Origin of the sequence: Pseudomonas sp. SWI36, from assembly GCF_002948105.1 — a bacterium.
GTDB lineage: Bacteria > Pseudomonadota > Gammaproteobacteria > Pseudomonadales > Pseudomonadaceae > Aquipseudomonas > Aquipseudomonas alloputida.
The window spans coordinates 5041247-5058100 of record NZ_CP026675.1 but is presented as its reverse complement, the minus strand read 5'-3'; the positions used below and the strand labels follow the sequence as shown (position 1 = coordinate 5058100).

The 16854-nt window shown below is 61.8% G+C and carries 16 protein-coding genes; 14 read left to right on the top strand and 2 right to left on the bottom strand.

From position 1 onward, the window contains the following. Positions 1 to 23 precede the first annotated feature (23 nt). Positions 24 to 524, bottom strand: a complete 501-nt coding sequence (locus C4Q27_RS24060) for a peroxiredoxin (RefSeq protein WP_010953616.1) — start codon at positions 522 to 524, stop codon at positions 24 to 26. Positions 525 to 754: 230 nt separating this feature from the next. On the opposite strand from C4Q27_RS24060, the gene C4Q27_RS24055 reads away from it, so the two are divergent. The 4 genes from C4Q27_RS24055 (at position 755) to C4Q27_RS24040 (ending at position 4362) form a co-directional block, all read left to right on the top strand. Next, the gene (locus C4Q27_RS24055) at positions 755 to 1738 is read left to right on the top strand and encodes a DUF1852 domain-containing protein (RefSeq protein ID WP_064490952.1); all 984 of its coding nucleotides are present in this window, start codon (positions 755 to 757) and stop codon (positions 1736 to 1738) included. A 26-nt stretch (positions 1739 to 1764) separates the two neighbouring features. Further along, the gene (locus C4Q27_RS24050) at positions 1765 to 2799 is read left to right on the top strand and encodes a methionine synthase (protein WP_064490951.1); all 1035 of its coding nucleotides are present in this window, start codon (positions 1765 to 1767) and stop codon (positions 2797 to 2799) included. Positions 2800 to 2824: 25 nt separating this feature from the next. Beyond that, positions 2825 to 3334, top strand: coding sequence for a flavin reductase family protein (locus tag C4Q27_RS24045; protein WP_021782251.1), 510 nt, complete (start codon positions 2825 to 2827; stop codon positions 3332 to 3334). A gap of 98 nt (positions 3335 to 3432) precedes the next feature. After that, on the top strand, positions 3433 to 4362 hold the full coding sequence (locus C4Q27_RS24040; RefSeq protein WP_020191787.1) for a LysR family transcriptional regulator: 930 nt from the start codon (positions 3433 to 3435) through the stop codon (positions 4360 to 4362). Positions 4363 to 4428: 66 nt separating this feature from the next. On the opposite strand, the gene C4Q27_RS24035 is transcribed toward C4Q27_RS24040, so the two are convergent. Beyond that, positions 4429 to 5316 (bottom strand): LysR family transcriptional regulator, encoded by an 888-nt coding sequence (locus tag C4Q27_RS24035; RefSeq protein ID WP_064490950.1) that lies wholly within the window; start codon positions 5314 to 5316, stop codon positions 4429 to 4431. A 95-nt stretch (positions 5317 to 5411) separates the two neighbouring features. On the opposite strand from C4Q27_RS24035, the gene C4Q27_RS24030 reads away from it, so the two are divergent. From C4Q27_RS24030 to C4Q27_RS23985, 10 genes are all read left to right on the top strand, one after another. Then, positions 5412 to 6854, top strand: coding sequence for an aldehyde dehydrogenase family protein (locus tag C4Q27_RS24030; RefSeq protein ID WP_010953610.1), 1443 nt, complete (start codon positions 5412 to 5414; stop codon positions 6852 to 6854). 13 nt (positions 6855 to 6867) lie between these two features. Beyond that, positions 6868 to 7854, top strand: coding sequence for a dipeptidase (locus tag C4Q27_RS24025; RefSeq protein WP_003254063.1), 987 nt, complete (start codon positions 6868 to 6870; stop codon positions 7852 to 7854). Between the two features lie 55 nt (positions 7855 to 7909). Then, positions 7910 to 9460 (top strand): BCCT family transporter, encoded by a 1551-nt coding sequence (locus C4Q27_RS24020; protein WP_104887454.1) that lies wholly within the window; start codon positions 7910 to 7912, stop codon positions 9458 to 9460. A 26-nt stretch (positions 9461 to 9486) separates the two neighbouring features. Then, positions 9487 to 11181, top strand: a complete 1695-nt coding sequence (locus C4Q27_RS24015; protein ID WP_064490948.1) for a hypothetical protein — start codon at positions 9487 to 9489, stop codon at positions 11179 to 11181. Between the two features lie 2 nt (positions 11182 to 11183). Continuing rightward, positions 11184 to 11879 (top strand): DUF3726 domain-containing protein, encoded by a 696-nt coding sequence (locus tag C4Q27_RS24010; protein ID WP_019751161.1) that lies wholly within the window; start codon positions 11184 to 11186, stop codon positions 11877 to 11879. A gap of 27 nt (positions 11880 to 11906) precedes the next feature. Further along, positions 11907 to 12278, top strand: a complete 372-nt coding sequence (locus C4Q27_RS24005; RefSeq protein WP_003254071.1) for a RidA family protein — start codon at positions 11907 to 11909, stop codon at positions 12276 to 12278. A gap of 432 nt (positions 12279 to 12710) precedes the next feature. Beyond that, positions 12711 to 14120 (top strand): circularly permuted type 2 ATP-grasp protein, encoded by a 1410-nt coding sequence (locus tag C4Q27_RS24000; protein WP_064490946.1) that lies wholly within the window; start codon positions 12711 to 12713, stop codon positions 14118 to 14120. Between the two features lie 3 nt (positions 14121 to 14123). After that, positions 14124 to 15074, top strand: a complete 951-nt coding sequence (locus C4Q27_RS23995; RefSeq protein WP_003254074.1) for an alpha-E domain-containing protein — start codon at positions 14124 to 14126, stop codon at positions 15072 to 15074. After that, positions 15071 to 15850, top strand: coding sequence for a transglutaminase family protein (locus C4Q27_RS23990; RefSeq protein ID WP_020189941.1), 780 nt, complete (start codon positions 15071 to 15073; stop codon positions 15848 to 15850). The genes C4Q27_RS23995 and C4Q27_RS23990 overlap by 4 nt, the downstream gene beginning before the upstream one ends. A 73-nt stretch (positions 15851 to 15923) precedes the next feature. After that, complete coding sequence (locus C4Q27_RS23985; RefSeq protein WP_014756324.1) at positions 15924 to 16646, top strand: proteasome-type protease; 723 nt, start codon at positions 15924 to 15926, stop codon at positions 16644 to 16646. The last annotated feature ends 208 nt before the right edge of the window (positions 16647 to 16854 follow it).

Below are 16854 nucleotides of genomic sequence, written 5' to 3'. Positions count from 1 at the left end.
TCGGCAAGGCCTGAAAGGTATGGCTAGCGCAACACAGCCAGCAGGCTGGCCGCATCGCTGACCTCGAACTTGCCGGGGCTTTCAACCGCAATGTACTGGACTACCTGGTCGTCGACCAACATCGCATACCGCTGCGAGCGCCGCCCCAAACCGCGTGCCGAAAGGTCCTGGGTCAGGCCCAGCGCCTCGCTGAATTCGCCATTGCCATCGCCGATCATCTTGACCGCATCCCCGACCTGCAAGCTGTTGCCCCAGGCGTTCATGACAAAGGCATCGTTCACCGAGACGCACAGGATCTCGTCAATGCCAGCTGCGAACAACGCAGGGGCCGCCGCGACATAACCGGGAACATGACGTTCAGAGCACGTCGGCGTGAACGCGCCCGGCAATGCGAAGATCAGCACCTTCTTGTGCTTGCAACGCTCGCGAATGGAAAAGGCCTTGGGGCCGATCGCGCAGGCGCCTGCGTCGTTGTTGTATTGATAAAGGGTAACGTCGGGCAATTGATCGCCGGTTTTGATCATCGCTGTCTCCTGGGTGAGGTGAAGGCCAGGCAGCCATGATGCCGCAGTCAACCAGGCAACGCATCATGAGCAGAGCTAAAAAACCTGTGAAATAACTTCAATATCATTCATGCAGCGCCCCACCTAGGATACGCCTCAATCAAACACATCAAGATTACGCTGTGAACGACTCAGCTACGCAACTGACCAGCACTGGATCGCTCACACTCAGGCACCTGGAAGCCGTTACCATGGATAAAGCGCCAACATTCACCGTCAAGCGCATTGCGTTCGACGAACATTATCACCCTGCCGAAAACACCCGCATTACGACCAACTTCGCCAATTTGGCACGGGGTGCAAACCGTCAGCAAAACCTGCGCAATACCTTGGCGATGATCAACAACCGTTTCAATGCGCTGGCGCACTGGGACAACCCCGAACATGATCGCTACCGCGTAGAGCTGGACATCATATCGGTGGAAATGAACATTGAAAACGCGCAGCACGGCAATGCCCTGCCGCTGATCGAAATATTGAAAACCTATATTATCGACCGCAAGAACAATACTCGCCTCGAAGGCATGGTAGGCAACAACTTCTCCTCGTACGTGCGCGATTACGACTTCAGCGTACTGTTACTGGAGCATAACAAGCATCGGTCGACCTTCAGCACACCCGATCATTTCGGTGAGCTGCACGGCAACCTGTTCAAGTGTTTCGTCAACTCGCCAACCTACCAGGAGCACTTCAGCAAACCACCGGTTATCTGCCTGAGCGTATCGAGCAGCAGGACTTACCTGCGCACCGAAAATCAGCACCCTGTGCTAGGTGTTGAGTACCAGCAGGATGAGTACTCGCTGACGGATGACTACTTCAAAAAAATGGGCTTGAAGGTGCGCTATTTCATGCCGCCGAACAGCGTCGCCCCGTTGGCATTTTATTTTGCCGGCGACTTGCTGGCTGACTACACCGACCTTGAACTGATCAGCACCATCAGCACCATGGACACCTTCCAGAAAATCTACCGACCCGAGATCTACAACGCCAATTCTCCTGCGGGCAAGGCCTACCAGCCCAGCCTGAAGAACCAGGACTACTCGCTCACGCGCATTGTCTATGACCGGGAAGAGCGCAGCCGCCTGGCGATCGAGCAGGGCAAATTTGCCGAGGAGCAATTTGTCAAACCCTACCAGGCCACGCTGGCGCAATGGTCCGCTCAATACGCACGTTGAACATTCAAAGCACAAGGTCACTGTTCATGAACAAATTGCTACCCACCTCCACGGCCGGCAGCCTGCCTAAACCCGCCTGGCTTGCTCAACCCGAAACACTCTGGTCACCGTGGAAGTTGCAAGACGAGCAACTGGTCGAAGGCAAACAGGATGCCTTGCGCCTGGCCTTGCAAGAACAACAACACGCCGGTATCGACATCGTCAGTGACGGCGAACAAACCCGCCAGCACTTTGTCACCACGTTTATCGAGCACCTCAGCGGCGTTGATTTCGAACAACGGAAAACCGTCAGAATCCGTGATCGCTACGATGCGAGCGTACCGACGGTTGTGGGTGCTGTCGCTCGACAAAAACCGGTGTTTGTCGAAGATGCCAAATTCTTGCGCCAGCACACCACACAGCCGATAAAGTGGGCGCTGCCCGGCCCCATGACCATGATCGACACACTGTATGACAACCACTACAAAAGCCGCGAGAAACTGGCCTGGGAATTCGCCAAGATTCTCAACCAGGAAGCCAGAGAACTGGAAGCCGCGGGCGTGGACATCATTCAGTTCGACGAACCGGCATTCAATGTTTTCTTTGACGACGTGAATGACTGGGGCGTGGCTACCCTGGAAAGGGCCATCGAGGGCCTCAAGTGCGAAACGGCCGTCCATATTTGCTATGGCTATGGCATCAAGGCCAACACCGACTGGAAAAAAACCCTCGGTTCAGAATGGCGGCAATATGAACAGGCCTTCCCCAAACTGCAGCAGTCCAGCATCGATATCATTTCGCTGGAATGCCATAACTCGCATGTTCCGATGGACCTGCTCGAGCTGATTCGCGGCAAGAAAGTCATGGTCGGCGCCATCGATGTGGCCACCCATGTCATTGAAACACCCGAACAGGTCGCCGCCACCCTGCGCAAGGCACTGCAATTCGTCGATGCCGACAAGCTCTACCCTTGCACCAACTGCGGCATGGCGCCCCTGCCCCGCCAGGTAGCCAGCGGCAAGCTCAAGGCCTTGAGTGCAGGCGCAGCCATCGTCCGTCAGGAACTCGCTAACGCACGCTGAAATGAATGCAGCCACAGGACCTACCATGTTGCTTTCCGGTACGGCGATCGAGCCGTCGACTTTTCGCCAGGCACTCGGGCACTACGCATCCGGCATCACGGTGATTACATCGCACCATGAAGGTGAGCCGATCGGCTTCACCTGCCAGTCGTTCTACAGCGTATCGATGAGCCCGCCGCTGGTGTCATTCAGTGTGATGTCCAGCTCGGCCAGCTACCCGAAAATTCGCCAGGCTGGGCGCTTCACGGTCAACATCCTGTCAGGTGAGCAGGTCGGCATTTCCAACCAGTTTGCCCGGCGCGGCGCTAACAAGTGGCACGGCGTCGAATGGCAAGCATCGCCGTTGGGCAACCCGATCATTGCCGGCAGCCTGCACTGGCTTGATTGCGAAATTCACGCCGAACATGCCGCCGGGGACCACCTGATCGTGATTGGCGAAGTCAAAGCGTTGAACCTGCAGGCAACGGCTGCCACGCAGCCGCTGCTGTATTTCAAGGGGCAGTACTGCAACCTCGCCGCGCCTCACGCGGCTTGAGCCTCACCCCACTCACGGAAAACCCATCAAAGGAATTGTCAGGATCACGCAGCAGTGAAGAAAACCCGCCATTACTGCGTTGATCCGCCATTTTACTCATGATCGATTTACGCCACCTGCGAACCCTCCACGCGCTGCGTGAAACCGACAGCCTGCACGAGGCCGCCGAGCGCCTGCACCTGACACAATCAGCCCTGTCGCACCAGTTCCGCGATATGGAAGAGCGCATCGGCATGCCACTGTTCGTGCGCAAATCCAGGCCGGTGCGCTTCACCAGCGCCGGGCTGAAGCTGCTGCAGCTGGCCGATCAGGTGCTGCCTCAGATCCGCAATACCGAACGGGACCTGGGCAAGCTGGCCGGGGGCTGCGCCGGACGGTTGCACATCGCCATCGAGTGCCACAGCTGCTACCAGTGGCTGATGCCTTCAGTGGATGAGTTCCGCGGCGCCTGGCCTGAGGTGGAACTGGACCTCGCCTCCGGTTTTTCCTTCGCGCCGCTGCCAGCCCTGGAGCGCGGCGACCTGGACCTGGTGGTGACCTCCGACCCGGTGACACTGCCGGGTATCAGCTACGTGCCGTTGTTCAGCTACGAGGCACTGCTGGCCATCGACAACCACCACGCCATGCGCCACAAGCCGTACCTGGAGCCCGCCGATATCGCCAGCCAGACACTGATCACCTATCCGATCGAACGCACCCGTCTGGACATCTTCACCCGCTTCCTCGACCCCGCCGACGTCGAGCCCGCACAAGTACGCACTTCAGAACTGACCGTGATGATGATGCAACTGGTTGCGTCCGGGCGCGGCGTCTGCTGCCTGCCCAACTGGGCCGTGCACGAATACAGTTCGCGCGGCTATGTAACCGCCAAGCGCCTTGGCGAGCACGGCCTGCAGGCAAACCTTTATGCTGCGCTGCGCAGTGACATGCTGGAGGTGCCGTACGTGCGTGATTTTCTGCTCACGGCCAAGGACATCTCGTTCACCACGCTGGCAGGGGTCAGCGTGGCGTCAGGCCCGGTTCTCTGAAAGCCGGGCGTGCGTTTGCGAACCTCAGTGCCGGCCATGGCGCGCCATGCCCCTACCGCCAACGAATCAGCCAGCCTTCGCCAACTGCACTTGCAGAAACGCCATCAGTGCCCCCGCCACAGGTGACAGGCTGCGCCCTTTGCGGGTGAGCATGCCGATATGCCGCTCTACCCTGGGCTCCTCAAGGGGGACGAACGCCAGTTTGTCGTTCTCCTGCGGAAAAGCGAGGTACGGCAAGGTACTGATCCCTACCCCCTCCTCCAGCATGGCGATCAACGAAATCATGTTGGAAATGAACAGCCGGCTATCGGCCAGCAAACCCTCGGCCTCGGTACCCGCCAGCAATTGCGAGGTACCGTTGCGGATCATCGGCACGCCCAGCAACTGCGCCCAATGCAGCTGCCCCCCCGCCTGCGCCAGCGGGTGGTCGCTGCGGCACACCACGCCAACCTGATCATTCACGATGGGGGCGAAGTCGAGCTGATCATCGTCCACCCACAGGCTGCTGATGCCGAAATCCACCTGCCCTTGAGCGAGCAACTGCTGCACACGTTCGGCCGTGCCGTCCTGAATGCTGACCTGCACATTGGGGTGCGCGGCCACAAAGCGGGCCAGCGGCCCTGGCAGCATTCGGCTGGCGACAGAAGGCACGGTGGCGATGCTGACCTGGCCGATTTCATGCCGGGCAAACAGCATGGCTTCACGCGCAATACGGTCATGGTGCTCGATCAAGCCACGAAACAACGGGAGGCAATGCTCGCCGTATGGCGTCAGCTCTACCCGGCCACCGCCCTTTTCGACCAGTGCCTGCCCCAGCTTCTGCTCCAGTTCACGCAGGGCCAGGGATATCGCAGGCTGGGTGCGAAAGGCCTGGCGGGCGGCCGCGTGGAAACTCTTGAGTTCGGCGACCAGTACGAAGTAACGCAACTGGGCGATTTTCAGCTCGGGCAACATGGTTAGCATTCCTTATCAAAGCATTTTTTTTATTAATTTTTATTTGCTGCATATTGCTCGCATGATGAATGCCATGCAAACGGAGGCGTTCATCCATGTCACACAAGACCTACAACAACTACATCGATGGCCAGTGGTGTGAAGGCCACGCCACTTTGGGCAACTACAGCCCCTCGGACACTGGCGACCTGATCGGCCAGTACCATCAGGCCAGCGCCGAACAGGCCCGCCAGGCCATCCAGGCCGCCCGCGCCGCTCAACCCCTGTGGGCCGCCAGTGGTCTGGAAAGCCGCCAGCAAGTGCTGATGGCCATCGGCGACGAGCTGATCGCCCGCAAGGAAGAGCTCGGCGAACTGCTGTCGCGAGAAGAAGGCAAACCCTTGGCCGAAGGCATCGGCGAGGTCAACCGCAGTGGCCAGTTCTTCCATTACTACGCCGCCGAAGTGCTGCGCCAGATGGGCGAGACTGCCGCCTCGGTGCGCCCTGGGGTCGACATCGAAGTGCATCGTGAACCGGTGGGTGTGGTGGGCATCATTACCCCCTGGAACTTCCCCATGGCCACCGCCGCCTGGAAAATCGCTCCGGCCCTGGCCTTCGGCAACGCCGTGGTGTTCAAGCCGGCCAACCTGGTGCCGGCCAGTGCCTGGGCGCTCACCGAGATCATCAGCCGTCAGGGCCTGCCCAGCGGCACTTTCAACCTGGTGATGGGCAGCGGTGCCGACGTCGGCGAGGCCCTGATCCAGTCCGCCGAGATCGATGCCCTGACGTTCACCGGTTCTCTGCAGACGGGCCGACGCGTAGCGGTGGCCACCGCCGGTAACCTGGTGCGCTGCCAGCTGGAAATGGGTAGCAAGAATGCCCTGGTGGTCATGGACGACGCCGACCTCGAACTGGCCGTGGAATGCGCGCTCAACGGGGCCTTCTTCGGCACCGGGCAGAAATGCACCGCGTCGTCACGGCTGATCGTCTGCGACGGCATCCACGACCGCTTCGTCGAGGCGCTGCGCCTGCGCATGCGCCAGCTCAAGGTCGGCCATGCACTGGAGGCTGGCGTACAGATCGGCCCGGTAGCTGACGCGCGCCAGCTGGAACAGAACCTGGCCTACCTGCAACTGGCCCAGGCCGAAGGCGCCACCCTGATCGAAGGTGGCGAGCGCCTGCAACTGGCCTGCGATGGCTACTACATGCGCCCTGCCTTGTTCATCAACAGCCGCAACGACATGCGCATCAACCGCGAGGAAGTGTTCGGCCCCATCGCCTGCGTGATCCGCGTGCGCGATTTTGAAGAGGCGCTGGCCACGCTCAATGATACCGAGTACGGCCTCACCGCCGGGATCATCACCCAGTCGCTACGCCACGCCAGCCACTTCAAACGCCGCGCCCAGACCGGCTGCGTGATGGTCAACCTGCCCACCGCCGGCACCGACTACCACGTGCCATTCGGGGGCCGTAAAGCCTCGAGTTTCGGCCCTCGGGAACAGGGGCAATACGCTCGCGACTTCTACACCGTGGTCAAGACCACCTACCTGCGGCCCTGAAGGAATACATGCCATGCACGACCTCTTGATGATCGACGGCCTGCAGTACTCCAACTGGAGCCAGGAAATATTCCAGCAGATGCAGGCCGGTGGCCTGAGCGCGGTGCACGCCACCATCGCCTACCACGAAAACGCCCGCGAAACCCTGTCGCGCCTGGGCGAGTGGAACCGCCGCTTCGAGACATGGCCCGAGCTGATCCGCCCGGTACGCACGGCCAGCGACATCCGCCTGGCCCACGAGGAGGGCCGGGTGGGCATCTTCTTCGGCTTCCAGAACTGCTCGCCGATCGAGGACGACATTGCCCTGGTGGAGGTTTTCCGCCAGCTCGGGGTGTTCGTCATGCAGCTGACCTACAACAACCAAAGCCTGCTGGCCAGCGGCTGCTATGAGCGCGAGGACAACGGCATCAGCCGCTTCGGCCGCCAGGTGATCGCCGAAATGAACCGCGTCGGCATGCTCATCGACATGTCTCACAGCGCCGAGCGAAGCACGCTTGAGGCCATCGAACTGTCGAGCCGACCGGTGATCATCTCCCACGCCAACCCTGCCAGCTTCCACGCCGCCAAGCGCAACAAGTCCGATGCGGTGCTACGCGGGATCGCAGAGTCCGGCGGGCTGCTGGGGTTCAGCACCTACCCGTTCCATCTCAAGGGTGCCTCGGACTGTAGCCTGGAAAGTTTCTGCGACATGGTCGCGCGCACCGCCGACCTGATGGGTGTGGAGCACATCGGCATCGGCACCGACCTGTGCCAGGCGCAACCCTTGTCTGTGCTGGAATGGATGCGCAACGGCCGCTGGAGCAAGGACAAGGACTACGGCGAAGGCTCCAGGGACAACGCCAACTGGCCGGCGCCCTTGCAGTGGTTCCGCGACAGCCGCGACTTCCGCAACATTGCCCAGGGCCTGCGCGCCCGCGGCTTTGCCGAGCACGACGTGGGCAACATCATGGGGCTGAACTGGTTGCGCTTGCTGGAGACCGCCACCACGGCACAGGCCTGAACCCCTTGCACGGACAGCATCAAAAATAAAAAAAATCGCAGGTTCCGGAGGTTTCATGAAAAACCCAACCACCTTGCAGGCCGACGGCCAGGCCATGGGCCTGCCTATGGCACGCGATATCGACTGGCCGTTGTTCCTGATCAGCGGCGGATTCCTCGGCGCCTTCCTGCTGGCGGCGCTGATCGACATCGACACCGTGTCGGCGCTGGTCAATACCCTGTTCGCCTGGTCGACAAAGGCCTTTGGCCTCTATTGGCAAGTGCTGATGCTGGCAACCTTCGCCGTCAGCCTGTTCATCGGGTTTTCCAGATGCGGGCGTGTACGCCTGGGCGGGGTCACCCAGCGCCCGGACGTCAGCACCTTCAACTGGATCGCAGTGATCATGTGCGCCTTGCTGGCAGGTGGTGGCGCCTTCTGGGCCGCTGCCGAACCCTTGATGCACTTTGCCAGCCCACCGCCCTTCTTCGCCGGCCTGCAACCGCACAGCGAAGCAGCGGCCACTGCGGCACTGGCGCAATCGTTCGTGCACTGGGGTTTCCTGGCCTGGGCCGTGCTGGGTAGCCTGCTGGCGATCGTGCTGATGCACCTGCATTACGATAAAGGCCTTCCGCTGGCGCCGCGCACCCTGCTTTACCCCCTGTTCGGCAAGCGAGCGCTCAAGGGCCCGATCGGCACCTTGGCCGACGCTGCCTCGATCATCGCGGTAGTGGCCGGCACCATCGGTCCGATCGGTTTCCTTGGCCTGCAGATCAGCAGCGCCATGCACGCCGTGTGGGGGTTGCCCAACACTATCGTCACCCAGTCGCTGACCATTGTCCTGGTTACCGCGATGTACACTGTCTCGTGCCTGGTGGGCCTCAAAGGCATCCGCTTTGTCAGCGAGATCAACGTCTGGTTGATGATCGGCCTGGCACTGTTCATGGTGGTATTCGGACCGACGCTGTTCATCCTCGGCGGTTTCCCGGCGGCCTTTGCCCTGCACGTGGAGCACTTCATCCCGCTGACGATGTTCCGCGCCGACCCCAAATGGCTGGACTGGTGGACGGTGTTCTACTGGGGCTGGTTCATCGGCTACGCGCCCATGGTGGCACTGTACGTCGCGCGGATCTCGCGGGGCCGCACCATCCGCGAGATCATCATGACGCTGTCGATCATCGCACCGCTGGTGACCATGTTCTGGTTCACCGTGGTGGGCGGCACCGGGATCGGCCTGGAGCTGCAAACGCCAGGCAGCGTCACCGCCCATGGCGCCAAGCCTGAAGACCTGTTGCTGGGAGTGACGCAGAACCTGCCACTGGGTGGCCTTGTCAGCACGCTGTTCCTGTTCCTGAGTTTCATCTCGGTGGCCACCAATGGCGACGCCATGGCCTTCACCGTGGCGCTGGCGATGTCCAGCGACGATAAACCGAAGAAGTGGTTGCGCGGTTTCTGGGCAATCGGCATGGGCCTGGCGGCGGTGGTGCTGATCACCATTGGCGCAGGCGGTGTGACGGCCCTGCAATCCTTCATTGTCATCACCGCGGTGCCGGTGTCGCTGGTGATCCTGCCAGCCCTGTGGGATGCCGTGCGCATCGCTCGACACATGGCCCGTGAACAAGGCGTCTGAACATGATCCATCCAGGTACAACAACAATGCCCAACAGCGTGCCTGCAATACCCGCGTTGCGCCCTGCCAGCCAAGTCATGGACCTGGCCCGGCTGGGTAGCCACTTCCAGAGCCCGCTAAGCTTCGTGCGCAGCAGCATGCGGCGGATGATGCAACAGCGCTGGCAAATCCGGCGCAGCTGTTTCGACCTCGATGGCCAAGGCTTCGGCACTGCGATCTACCGCATCGAAACGCCAAACGGCCATTACCACTGCGTGATCTTCTCGGCCTACCTGCCGCCGGAAAAGCGCAGCGATCGGGTCATCGCCGACCAGTGGGACGTCAGCTTCGTGCTGGTGGCCGGCGATGTCGACTCGGCACAGCTGGCCGACCTGCAACGCAACGTGCCGCTGCAGGAAGCCGGCCGCTTCGATGCACGCGTGCTGGTGTTGTCGCGGGCCAACCGTAGCTTGCGCAATTTCGACCGGTTTCTGGCGGCGCTGGCAGAAGGTCGCCAGCCCGATCCACAGCAACTGGCTGAAGTCGGCTACTTGTATCGCACTACAGCTGTTTACGGTAACGGCAAGTTCGGCATCGCCGATTTTGGTTGCCTGCAAGATAACCCGGACTTCAACCAGCCGTTCAGCGCGCAGATGTTCACCGTCTACCTGCTGCGTCACTTCAGCATCGAGCAGATCAACCACATGGCCCAGGCACTCGCCCCGCAGCGGGCAGTGCAACTGGCCCCGGCCCTTCAACGCTACCTGGGGGTCGGCAACGCGACCGGGCTGGGAATGGCCCCTTTTCTGATCAACCACCCTCAACTGGTGGAGCACTGGATCAGTACGCGGGAAACGGCCCTGGCACTAGTACTGGCGCAGTCGGCGGAGCCCGACCAATTGGCACGCCTGCAGCAATTGCTGGCGCGCGCCCAGTTGCACCTGAGCCAGTCCCGGACCGAAGACCAGCGCCAGCATGAGCAGAACCTGCAAACCTTGGCCGAGCTTGCTTTACTGGCCACCTGGCTTGGCACGCAAGCCGACGGCGCGGGCCTTTGGCCGCGCCTGCTGGCCTGGGCGCAATTACACACGGGGGTGGGCTGCCAGGAGCTTCTGGTCAGCCTGCTGCTGGAGCTGTACCCCGAGCAGGTCACGCCCCTGGCCGAGCACATGGGGGTCAACGAAAGCTGGCAGCTGGACGCCCAGATGCCCCTTGGGCAACTGCGCCAGCTCATCGAGCAGCAGTATGGCTGGGCGTTGCGCTACGACTTCAGTGCTGCCGATGCGGAGCACTTCTTCTGGTACCGCTCAGCTGAAAAAGAAGAGCCGCGCCTGGGCATTCGCGCAGAGGAGCCAGGGGCCGAAAAAGAAATGCAGCTGGGTATCGCCCGCAATATCCAACAGTGCCATAGCGCGCTGCTGGAGCACCTGCAACTGCAGCCTCAGGCGCTGACCGCTCACTTCCTGATCGCCCAACCGATGTTCAAGGGCGCGGTACGCCGCCTGCAAGGCATGGCAAAAACAAACTACGGTGAAATCCGTGCCAACCTGCTGGCCCGGGACATGCTGCCGATTCACCTGCTGCGCTGCAAACTGGCATTTTTCGGCGCGGGGAAATTCGACCCCAAGTCAAGCCGCTGGGTGCGTATCACGCTGTTCCAGGGCGCGCCGCTGGTCAGCGACATCGGTCAGCCGTTCGCAGACGACTGGAATTTCGCAGTCATGCCGCAAAGGGAGCTTTGACCATGCGCGTATCGCTTAACGAAATACAGGTGATGTGCCGCAAGGCATTCGAAGGCATGGGCTTCGCCCCGGGCGACTGCGAGGATGCCGCCGAACTCGTGGGCTGGTTGCAACTGCAGGGGCTCGATGGCGTCGGTGCACTGGAAAAGGCGTTGCGTTATCTGCAAGGCGAAGCTGCACGGCCATACGCCTTGTGCCATGAGGATAACGCCCTGCTGGTGATCGACGCCAAGGGCCAGAGCGTGTTGCGCTGCGCCGCCACGGTGGTGGAACTGGCGGCAGCCAAGGCCATGCGCTGTGGTCAGGCCGAACTGCGCATACGCCACTGCCACAACCGTTTGCTGTTGCTGGGCTACCTGAGCCGGGCAGCGGTGCAGGGACTGCACGTGCAAGCCCGCTGGGAGGACGCCCGCCAATGCCACTGGGCCGATTTTACCGCCGGCATGCCGCGCCCGGAACTGAGCAGTGAAACCCGGCCCCAGGCCATTGAAGCGGCCGCGCAGGACGTAACGGTGCTGTTCACTCGAGCAGGCCAGACCGCCCAGGCAATAACCGACCCGCAGCGCACACTGCAGCAAGGTTTTACAGTCGACGAACATACCTGGCAAAGGCTCAGGCAGCTGGCCGAACACATCCTTGTCGAGAGCACCGATGCCTCACGCCGCCACGGTGCAGGCGGCGGCAGCGACGCCGACTGAACACCCTTGCCACTGAGGAAACAACCCATGAAGCATGCGATAAAGACCGAGCTGTTCGCCTCCAGGGCGCCACTGGAATGGGCGGTCGTCGGCAACGGTACGTTGTACACGGCTCAGATCCCAATCGATACGCAGGGCCAGGTGGTTGCCGGCGGCATCGAGGCCCAGGCCCGCCAGACACTGGACAACCTGCGCCACACCCTGGAAGCCGCTGGCAGCTCGCTGGATGCCGTGACCCAGGTGCTGATCTACGTGACCGACCGCCGTTATCTGGCAACTGTAAATGCCGTGTACGCCGAGTATTTCCAGGCACCCTACCCCAACCGCGCGGCCGTAGTGGTGGCTGGCCTCGCCCGGGAAGAAATGTTGGTGGAACTGGTGGTCTACGCCTGCCTCTGACGCCCTGAAGGCGCCCGTCTCACGATATTCAGCGTTCGCGCAATCGAGTGCCGCCCGCGCGGCGCTCGATGCATGCCCCCTCCGCCCCACGTCATGCACCCGGAATATTCCCTTTTTCGCCCGCCAGGTACCGGCCTGCGCCCCATTTCGGTTCAAAAGCCGCGCCCGGATCAATAGCGCCCTTTTTTGATGCGCCGGCCCTTGCGGCCAGGCAGCTCACATCGGTTGTGCCCCTCACATTTCCCGCCCCCCAGAGCCGCCAGGCGTGTTCGGCACTTTTATTGCACAGACTGATTGTGCTCAACGCACAGGCAATCTACCAAGACCGAGGTTAACGCGAGACACAGCTCCCACTTACCCCAGCAAGGCAGCACCCTGAAAGACGCAGATGAACCGCAATGAAGCTGCCGGCAACGGCGGCAAGGAGTGGGTATGTCCCGGGCTTTTTTCAATGAAATGTACGAAGCGAACGGCAACTGCCGTCCGCATTACCAGGAGTTCGCCCGCTGGCTGGCCAACACCCCGCTGGAGTTGCTGGAACAGCGCCGGCGCGAGGCCGACCTGCTGTTTCACCGCGCAGGCATCACCTTCACCTTGTATGGCGACAAGCAGGATACCGAGCGCCTGATCCCCTTCGATATCATCCCGCGCAGCATCCGCGCCAGCGAATGGCGCACGGTCGAGCGTGGCTGCATTCAACGGGTACAGGCGCTGAACCTGTTCCTGCAGGACATCTACCACGACCAGCGCATTCTCAAGGCCGGCATCATCCCACCAGAGCAAGTGCTGGCCAACGAGGGCTACCAGATCGCCATGCAGGGCCTGGACCTTCACCGTGGGCTGTATGCGCATATTGCCGGTGTCGACCTGGTACGTGACGGCGATGGCAGCTACTTCGTGCTGGAAGACAACCTGCGCACCCCCAGCGGCGTCAGCTACATGCTCGAAGACCGCAAGATGATGATGCGCCTGTTCCCCGAACTGTTTGCCGCCCAGCGCATCGCGCCCATCGATCACTACCCCAACCTGCTGCTGGACACGCTCAAGAGCGCCAGCCCAATGGACAACCCCACCGCGGTGCTGCTCACGCCCGGCCGTTTCAACAGCGCCTATTTCGAGCATGCTTTCCTGGCCCGGGAAATGGGCATCGAGCTGGTCGAAGGCGCCGACCTGTTCGTGCGTGATGAGCATGTCTACATGCGCACCACTGCCGGCCCCCAACAGGTGGACGTGATCTATCGTCGCCTGGACGACGACTACCTCGACCCGCTGTCCTTCAACCCTGACTCCATGCTGGGCGTGCCGGGGCTGATCTCGGTTTACCGCGCCGGCAATGTGGTATTGGCCAACGCCGTCGGCACTGGCGTGGCCGATGACAAATCCATCTACCCCTTCGTCGACGACATGATCCGCTTTTACCTGAGCGAAGAACCGATCCTGAACAACGTGCCGACCTGGCAGTGCCGCAAGCCGGCGGACCTGTCCCATGTACTGGCCCACCTGCCCGAACTGGTGGTCAAGGAAACCCAAGGTTCCGGCGGCTATGGCATGTTGGTCGGGCCCGCTTCGACCAAAGCCCAGATCGAGGACTTCCGCGCGCGCATCAAAGCCCGCCCGCACGCCTATATCGCTCAACCGACGCTGTGCCTGTCAACCTGCCCGACCTTCGTCGACAGCGGCATCGCACCGCGTCACATCGACCTGCGCCCGTTCGTGTTGTCGGGCAGTGAAACCCGCCTGGTGCCCGGTGGCCTGACGCGCGTGGCGCTCAAGGAAGGCTCGCTGGTGGTCAACTCGTCGCAAGGCGGCGGTACCAAGGACACCTGGGTGGTGGAGGACTGAGCCATGCTTTCGCGAACCGCTTCCGACCTGTACTGGATGTCCCGCTACCTGGAGCGTGCAGAAAACCTCGCACGCATGCTCGAGGTCAGCTACTCGCTATCGCTGATGCCCCAGGCCGGGCGCAGCGACGGCCATGCCGAACTGGCAATGTCGCTGATGGCCTCGGGCATGCTGGACGACTACCTGCGTCGGCACAAGGAACTCGACACCGAGCGCATGCTGCACTTCTTCGCCCTCGACGCCACCAACCCCAGCAGTATCTATTGCTGCCTGCAGGCCGCCAGGACCAATGCCCATGCAGTGCGCGGCCGTATCACCGCCGACATGTGGGAGAACATCAACGCCACCTGGATCGAAATGCGCAACATCGCCAGCAATGGCCTGGGTCGCTATGGCATCAGCCAGTTCTGCGACTGGGTCAAGGAACGATCGCACCTGTTCCGCGGTGCGACCTCCGGCACCATCATGCGCAACGATGCCTACAGCTTCATTCGCCTGGGGACCTTCCTGGAGCGGGCGGACAATACCCTGCGCCTGCTCGATTCGCGCTATGAAATGTTCGGCGAGGCCTCCGAAGAGGTCAGCGACGACTCTGCCCGCGGCTATTACCAATGGAGCGCCCTGCTGCGCGCGCTGACCTCGTACGAGGCCTTCAACGAGCTCTATCGCGCCGCGCCCAGCGCCCGGCCGGTGTCCGAGCTGTTGCTGTTGCGGGTGGACGTGCCGCGCTCGCTGCATGCCTGCATCGAGGAACTGGACCTGATCCTGGCGGGCCTGCCGGGCAGTACCGGGCGTGCCGCCCAGCGCATGGCCGCCGAACTAAACGCGCGCCTGCGCTACACCGCCATCGACGAAATCCTTGATGCCGGGTTGCACCCCTGGCTGAGCGACTTCATCGGCCGCATCAACCAACTGGGCCAGGCCGTCCATCACTCCTACCTGGAGGTTGTATGAAACTGTCCATTCGCCATGACACGACCTATAGCTACGCCAGCGACGTGTGCAACAGTATCCAGTTCCTGCGCCTGACGCCGCGCAGCAGCGAACGCCAGCGTATCAATCAATGGCAACTGGACCTGCCCTGCAAGGTCAAGGGCCAGATCGACCCTTACGGCAACATCCTGCATGTGCTGACACTGGACAAACCCCATGGCCACCTGGCGCTTACCGCACACGGCCAGGTCGAGATCGACCCGGATTGCGAACACGAAACCGAGAGCCAGTCGCCCCTGCCGTTCCTGCGCGGCAGCCACCTGACGCTGGCCGACAATACCCTGACTGCTTTCGCCGTCCGGCAATGTGGCAGTCACCGCGACCGGGCAGCACTGATCGGGCTGATGCAAGGCCTGGCCGAGCACATGCCCTACAGCCCGGGGGCCACGTCAGTGGGCACCACGGCCATCGAAGCCTTCAACGGTGGCGCAGGTGTGTGTCAGGACCACACGCACGCCTTCCTGGCCTGCGCACGCAGCCTGGGGGTACCGGCACGCTATGTGTCCGGCTACCTGTGCACCGAGGACGAACAACACCTGGCCAGCCACGCCTGGGCCGAAGCCTGGGTCGACGATGCCTGGTACAGCTTCGACATTACCAATCGCCTGACCCGGCCAGAGCGTCACCTGAAGCTGGCGGTGGGCCTGGACTACCTCGATGCCTGTCCGGTCAGGGGCGTACGCCGCGGCGGCGGCGCCGAATCGATGCAGGCCAGCGTCCACGTGCATCGCCAGTGACAGGCTGGCGTCAGACCGGTCTTGCCGCGCGAGTGCGGCAAGACCCTTCCACACGCAACACAAGGGAAACCGCATGACTTACTGTGTCGCCATGCACCTGGAGGACGGGCTTGTCTTCATCAGCGACTCACGCACCAATGCCGGCATCGACCAGATCTCCACGTTCACCAAGTTGTTCGTCTTCAGCGTCCCGGGCGAGCGGCTGATCGTGCTGCAGACCGCCGGCAATCTGGCGACCTCGCAGTCGGTGGTAAACCTGCTGCAGCAACGCACCCAGGGCAACGGCCCCCACCTGCTGAACGTTGCCACGCTCTACGATGCAACGGTGCTGGTCGCCGACACCCTGCGCGAGGTGGTCAAAAGAGACCGCAGCAAGCTCACGGCCGATATCGACCTTAGCAGTTCATTCATTGTCGGCGGCCAGATAGCCGGCGGCCCCATGGCCATCTACAACGTGTATGCACAAGGCAATTTCTTCCAGGCCACACCGGACACCCCGTTTCTGCAACTGGGTGAAAGCAAGTACGGCAGGCCAATACTCGACCGCAACCTGGATTACCGCACGCCGCTCGATGAAGCGCTGCGCTGCGGCCTGATTTCGTTCGACTCCACCATCCGCAGCAACCTGTCGGTGGGCATGCCGCTGGACTTGCTGGTGTACCGCAATAACAGCCTGGAAAGCATGACGCGCAAGCGCATTACCAGCGACGATGCCTATTACCAACAGATTCGCAGGCAGTGGAGCGACGGCTTGAAAACCCTGCTGGCCGAACTGCCAGCGCCGCCTTATGGCTGAACAAGCAAACGGATCAGATCCTTTGCCTGTACCGGCCCCTTCGCGGGCTTGCCCGCTCCCACAGGTACTGTGCAAGCCTTGAAGGCTGTGATGTCCTGTGGGAACGGGCGAGCCCGCGAAGGGGCCGGTACAGGCAACACCTCAGTAAAGCCAATGTGTAATGTTCGAGACTCCGTGGGTTATCCTGCCCCTTCCCCCTGTCACGAGA

Bases quoted from the DNA above. Each gene is read 5' to 3' on its own strand.
- C4Q27_RS24010 (WP_019751161.1), top strand. From the start codon at position 11,184: ATGCGCGTATCGCTTAACGAAATACAGGTGATGTGCCGCAAGGCATTC.
- C4Q27_RS23990 (WP_020189941.1), top strand. From the start codon at position 15,071: ATGAAACTGTCCATTCGCCATGACACGACCTATAGCTACGCCAGCGAC.
- C4Q27_RS24035 (WP_064490950.1), bottom strand. From the start codon at position 5,316: ATGTTGCCCGAGCTGAAAATCGCCCAGTTGCGTTACTTCGTACTGGTC.
- C4Q27_RS23995 (WP_003254074.1), top strand. From the start codon at position 14,124: ATGCTTTCGCGAACCGCTTCCGACCTGTACTGGATGTCCCGCTACCTG.
- C4Q27_RS24015 (WP_064490948.1), top strand. From the start codon at position 9,487: ATGCCCAACAGCGTGCCTGCAATACCCGCGTTGCGCCCTGCCAGCCAA.
- C4Q27_RS24025 (WP_003254063.1), top strand. From the start codon at position 6,868: ATGCACGACCTCTTGATGATCGACGGCCTGCAGTACTCCAACTGGAGC.
- C4Q27_RS23985 (WP_014756324.1), top strand. From the start codon at position 15,924: ATGACTTACTGTGTCGCCATGCACCTGGAGGACGGGCTTGTCTTCATC.
- C4Q27_RS24030 (WP_010953610.1), top strand. From the start codon at position 5,412: ATGTCACACAAGACCTACAACAACTACATCGATGGCCAGTGGTGTGAA.
- C4Q27_RS24055 (WP_064490952.1), top strand. From the start codon at position 755: ATGGATAAAGCGCCAACATTCACCGTCAAGCGCATTGCGTTCGACGAA.
- C4Q27_RS24045 (WP_021782251.1), top strand. From the start codon at position 2,825: ATGTTGCTTTCCGGTACGGCGATCGAGCCGTCGACTTTTCGCCAGGCA.
- C4Q27_RS24040 (WP_020191787.1), top strand. From the start codon at position 3,433: ATGATCGATTTACGCCACCTGCGAACCCTCCACGCGCTGCGTGAAACC.
- C4Q27_RS24000 (WP_064490946.1), top strand. From the start codon at position 12,711: ATGTCCCGGGCTTTTTTCAATGAAATGTACGAAGCGAACGGCAACTGC.
- C4Q27_RS24050 (WP_064490951.1), top strand. From the start codon at position 1,765: ATGAACAAATTGCTACCCACCTCCACGGCCGGCAGCCTGCCTAAACCC.
- C4Q27_RS24005 (WP_003254071.1), top strand. From the start codon at position 11,907: ATGAAGCATGCGATAAAGACCGAGCTGTTCGCCTCCAGGGCGCCACTG.
- C4Q27_RS24060 (WP_010953616.1), bottom strand. From the start codon at position 524: ATGATCAAAACCGGCGATCAATTGCCCGACGTTACCCTTTATCAATAC.
- C4Q27_RS24020 (WP_104887454.1), top strand. From the start codon at position 7,910: ATGAAAAACCCAACCACCTTGCAGGCCGACGGCCAGGCCATGGGCCTG.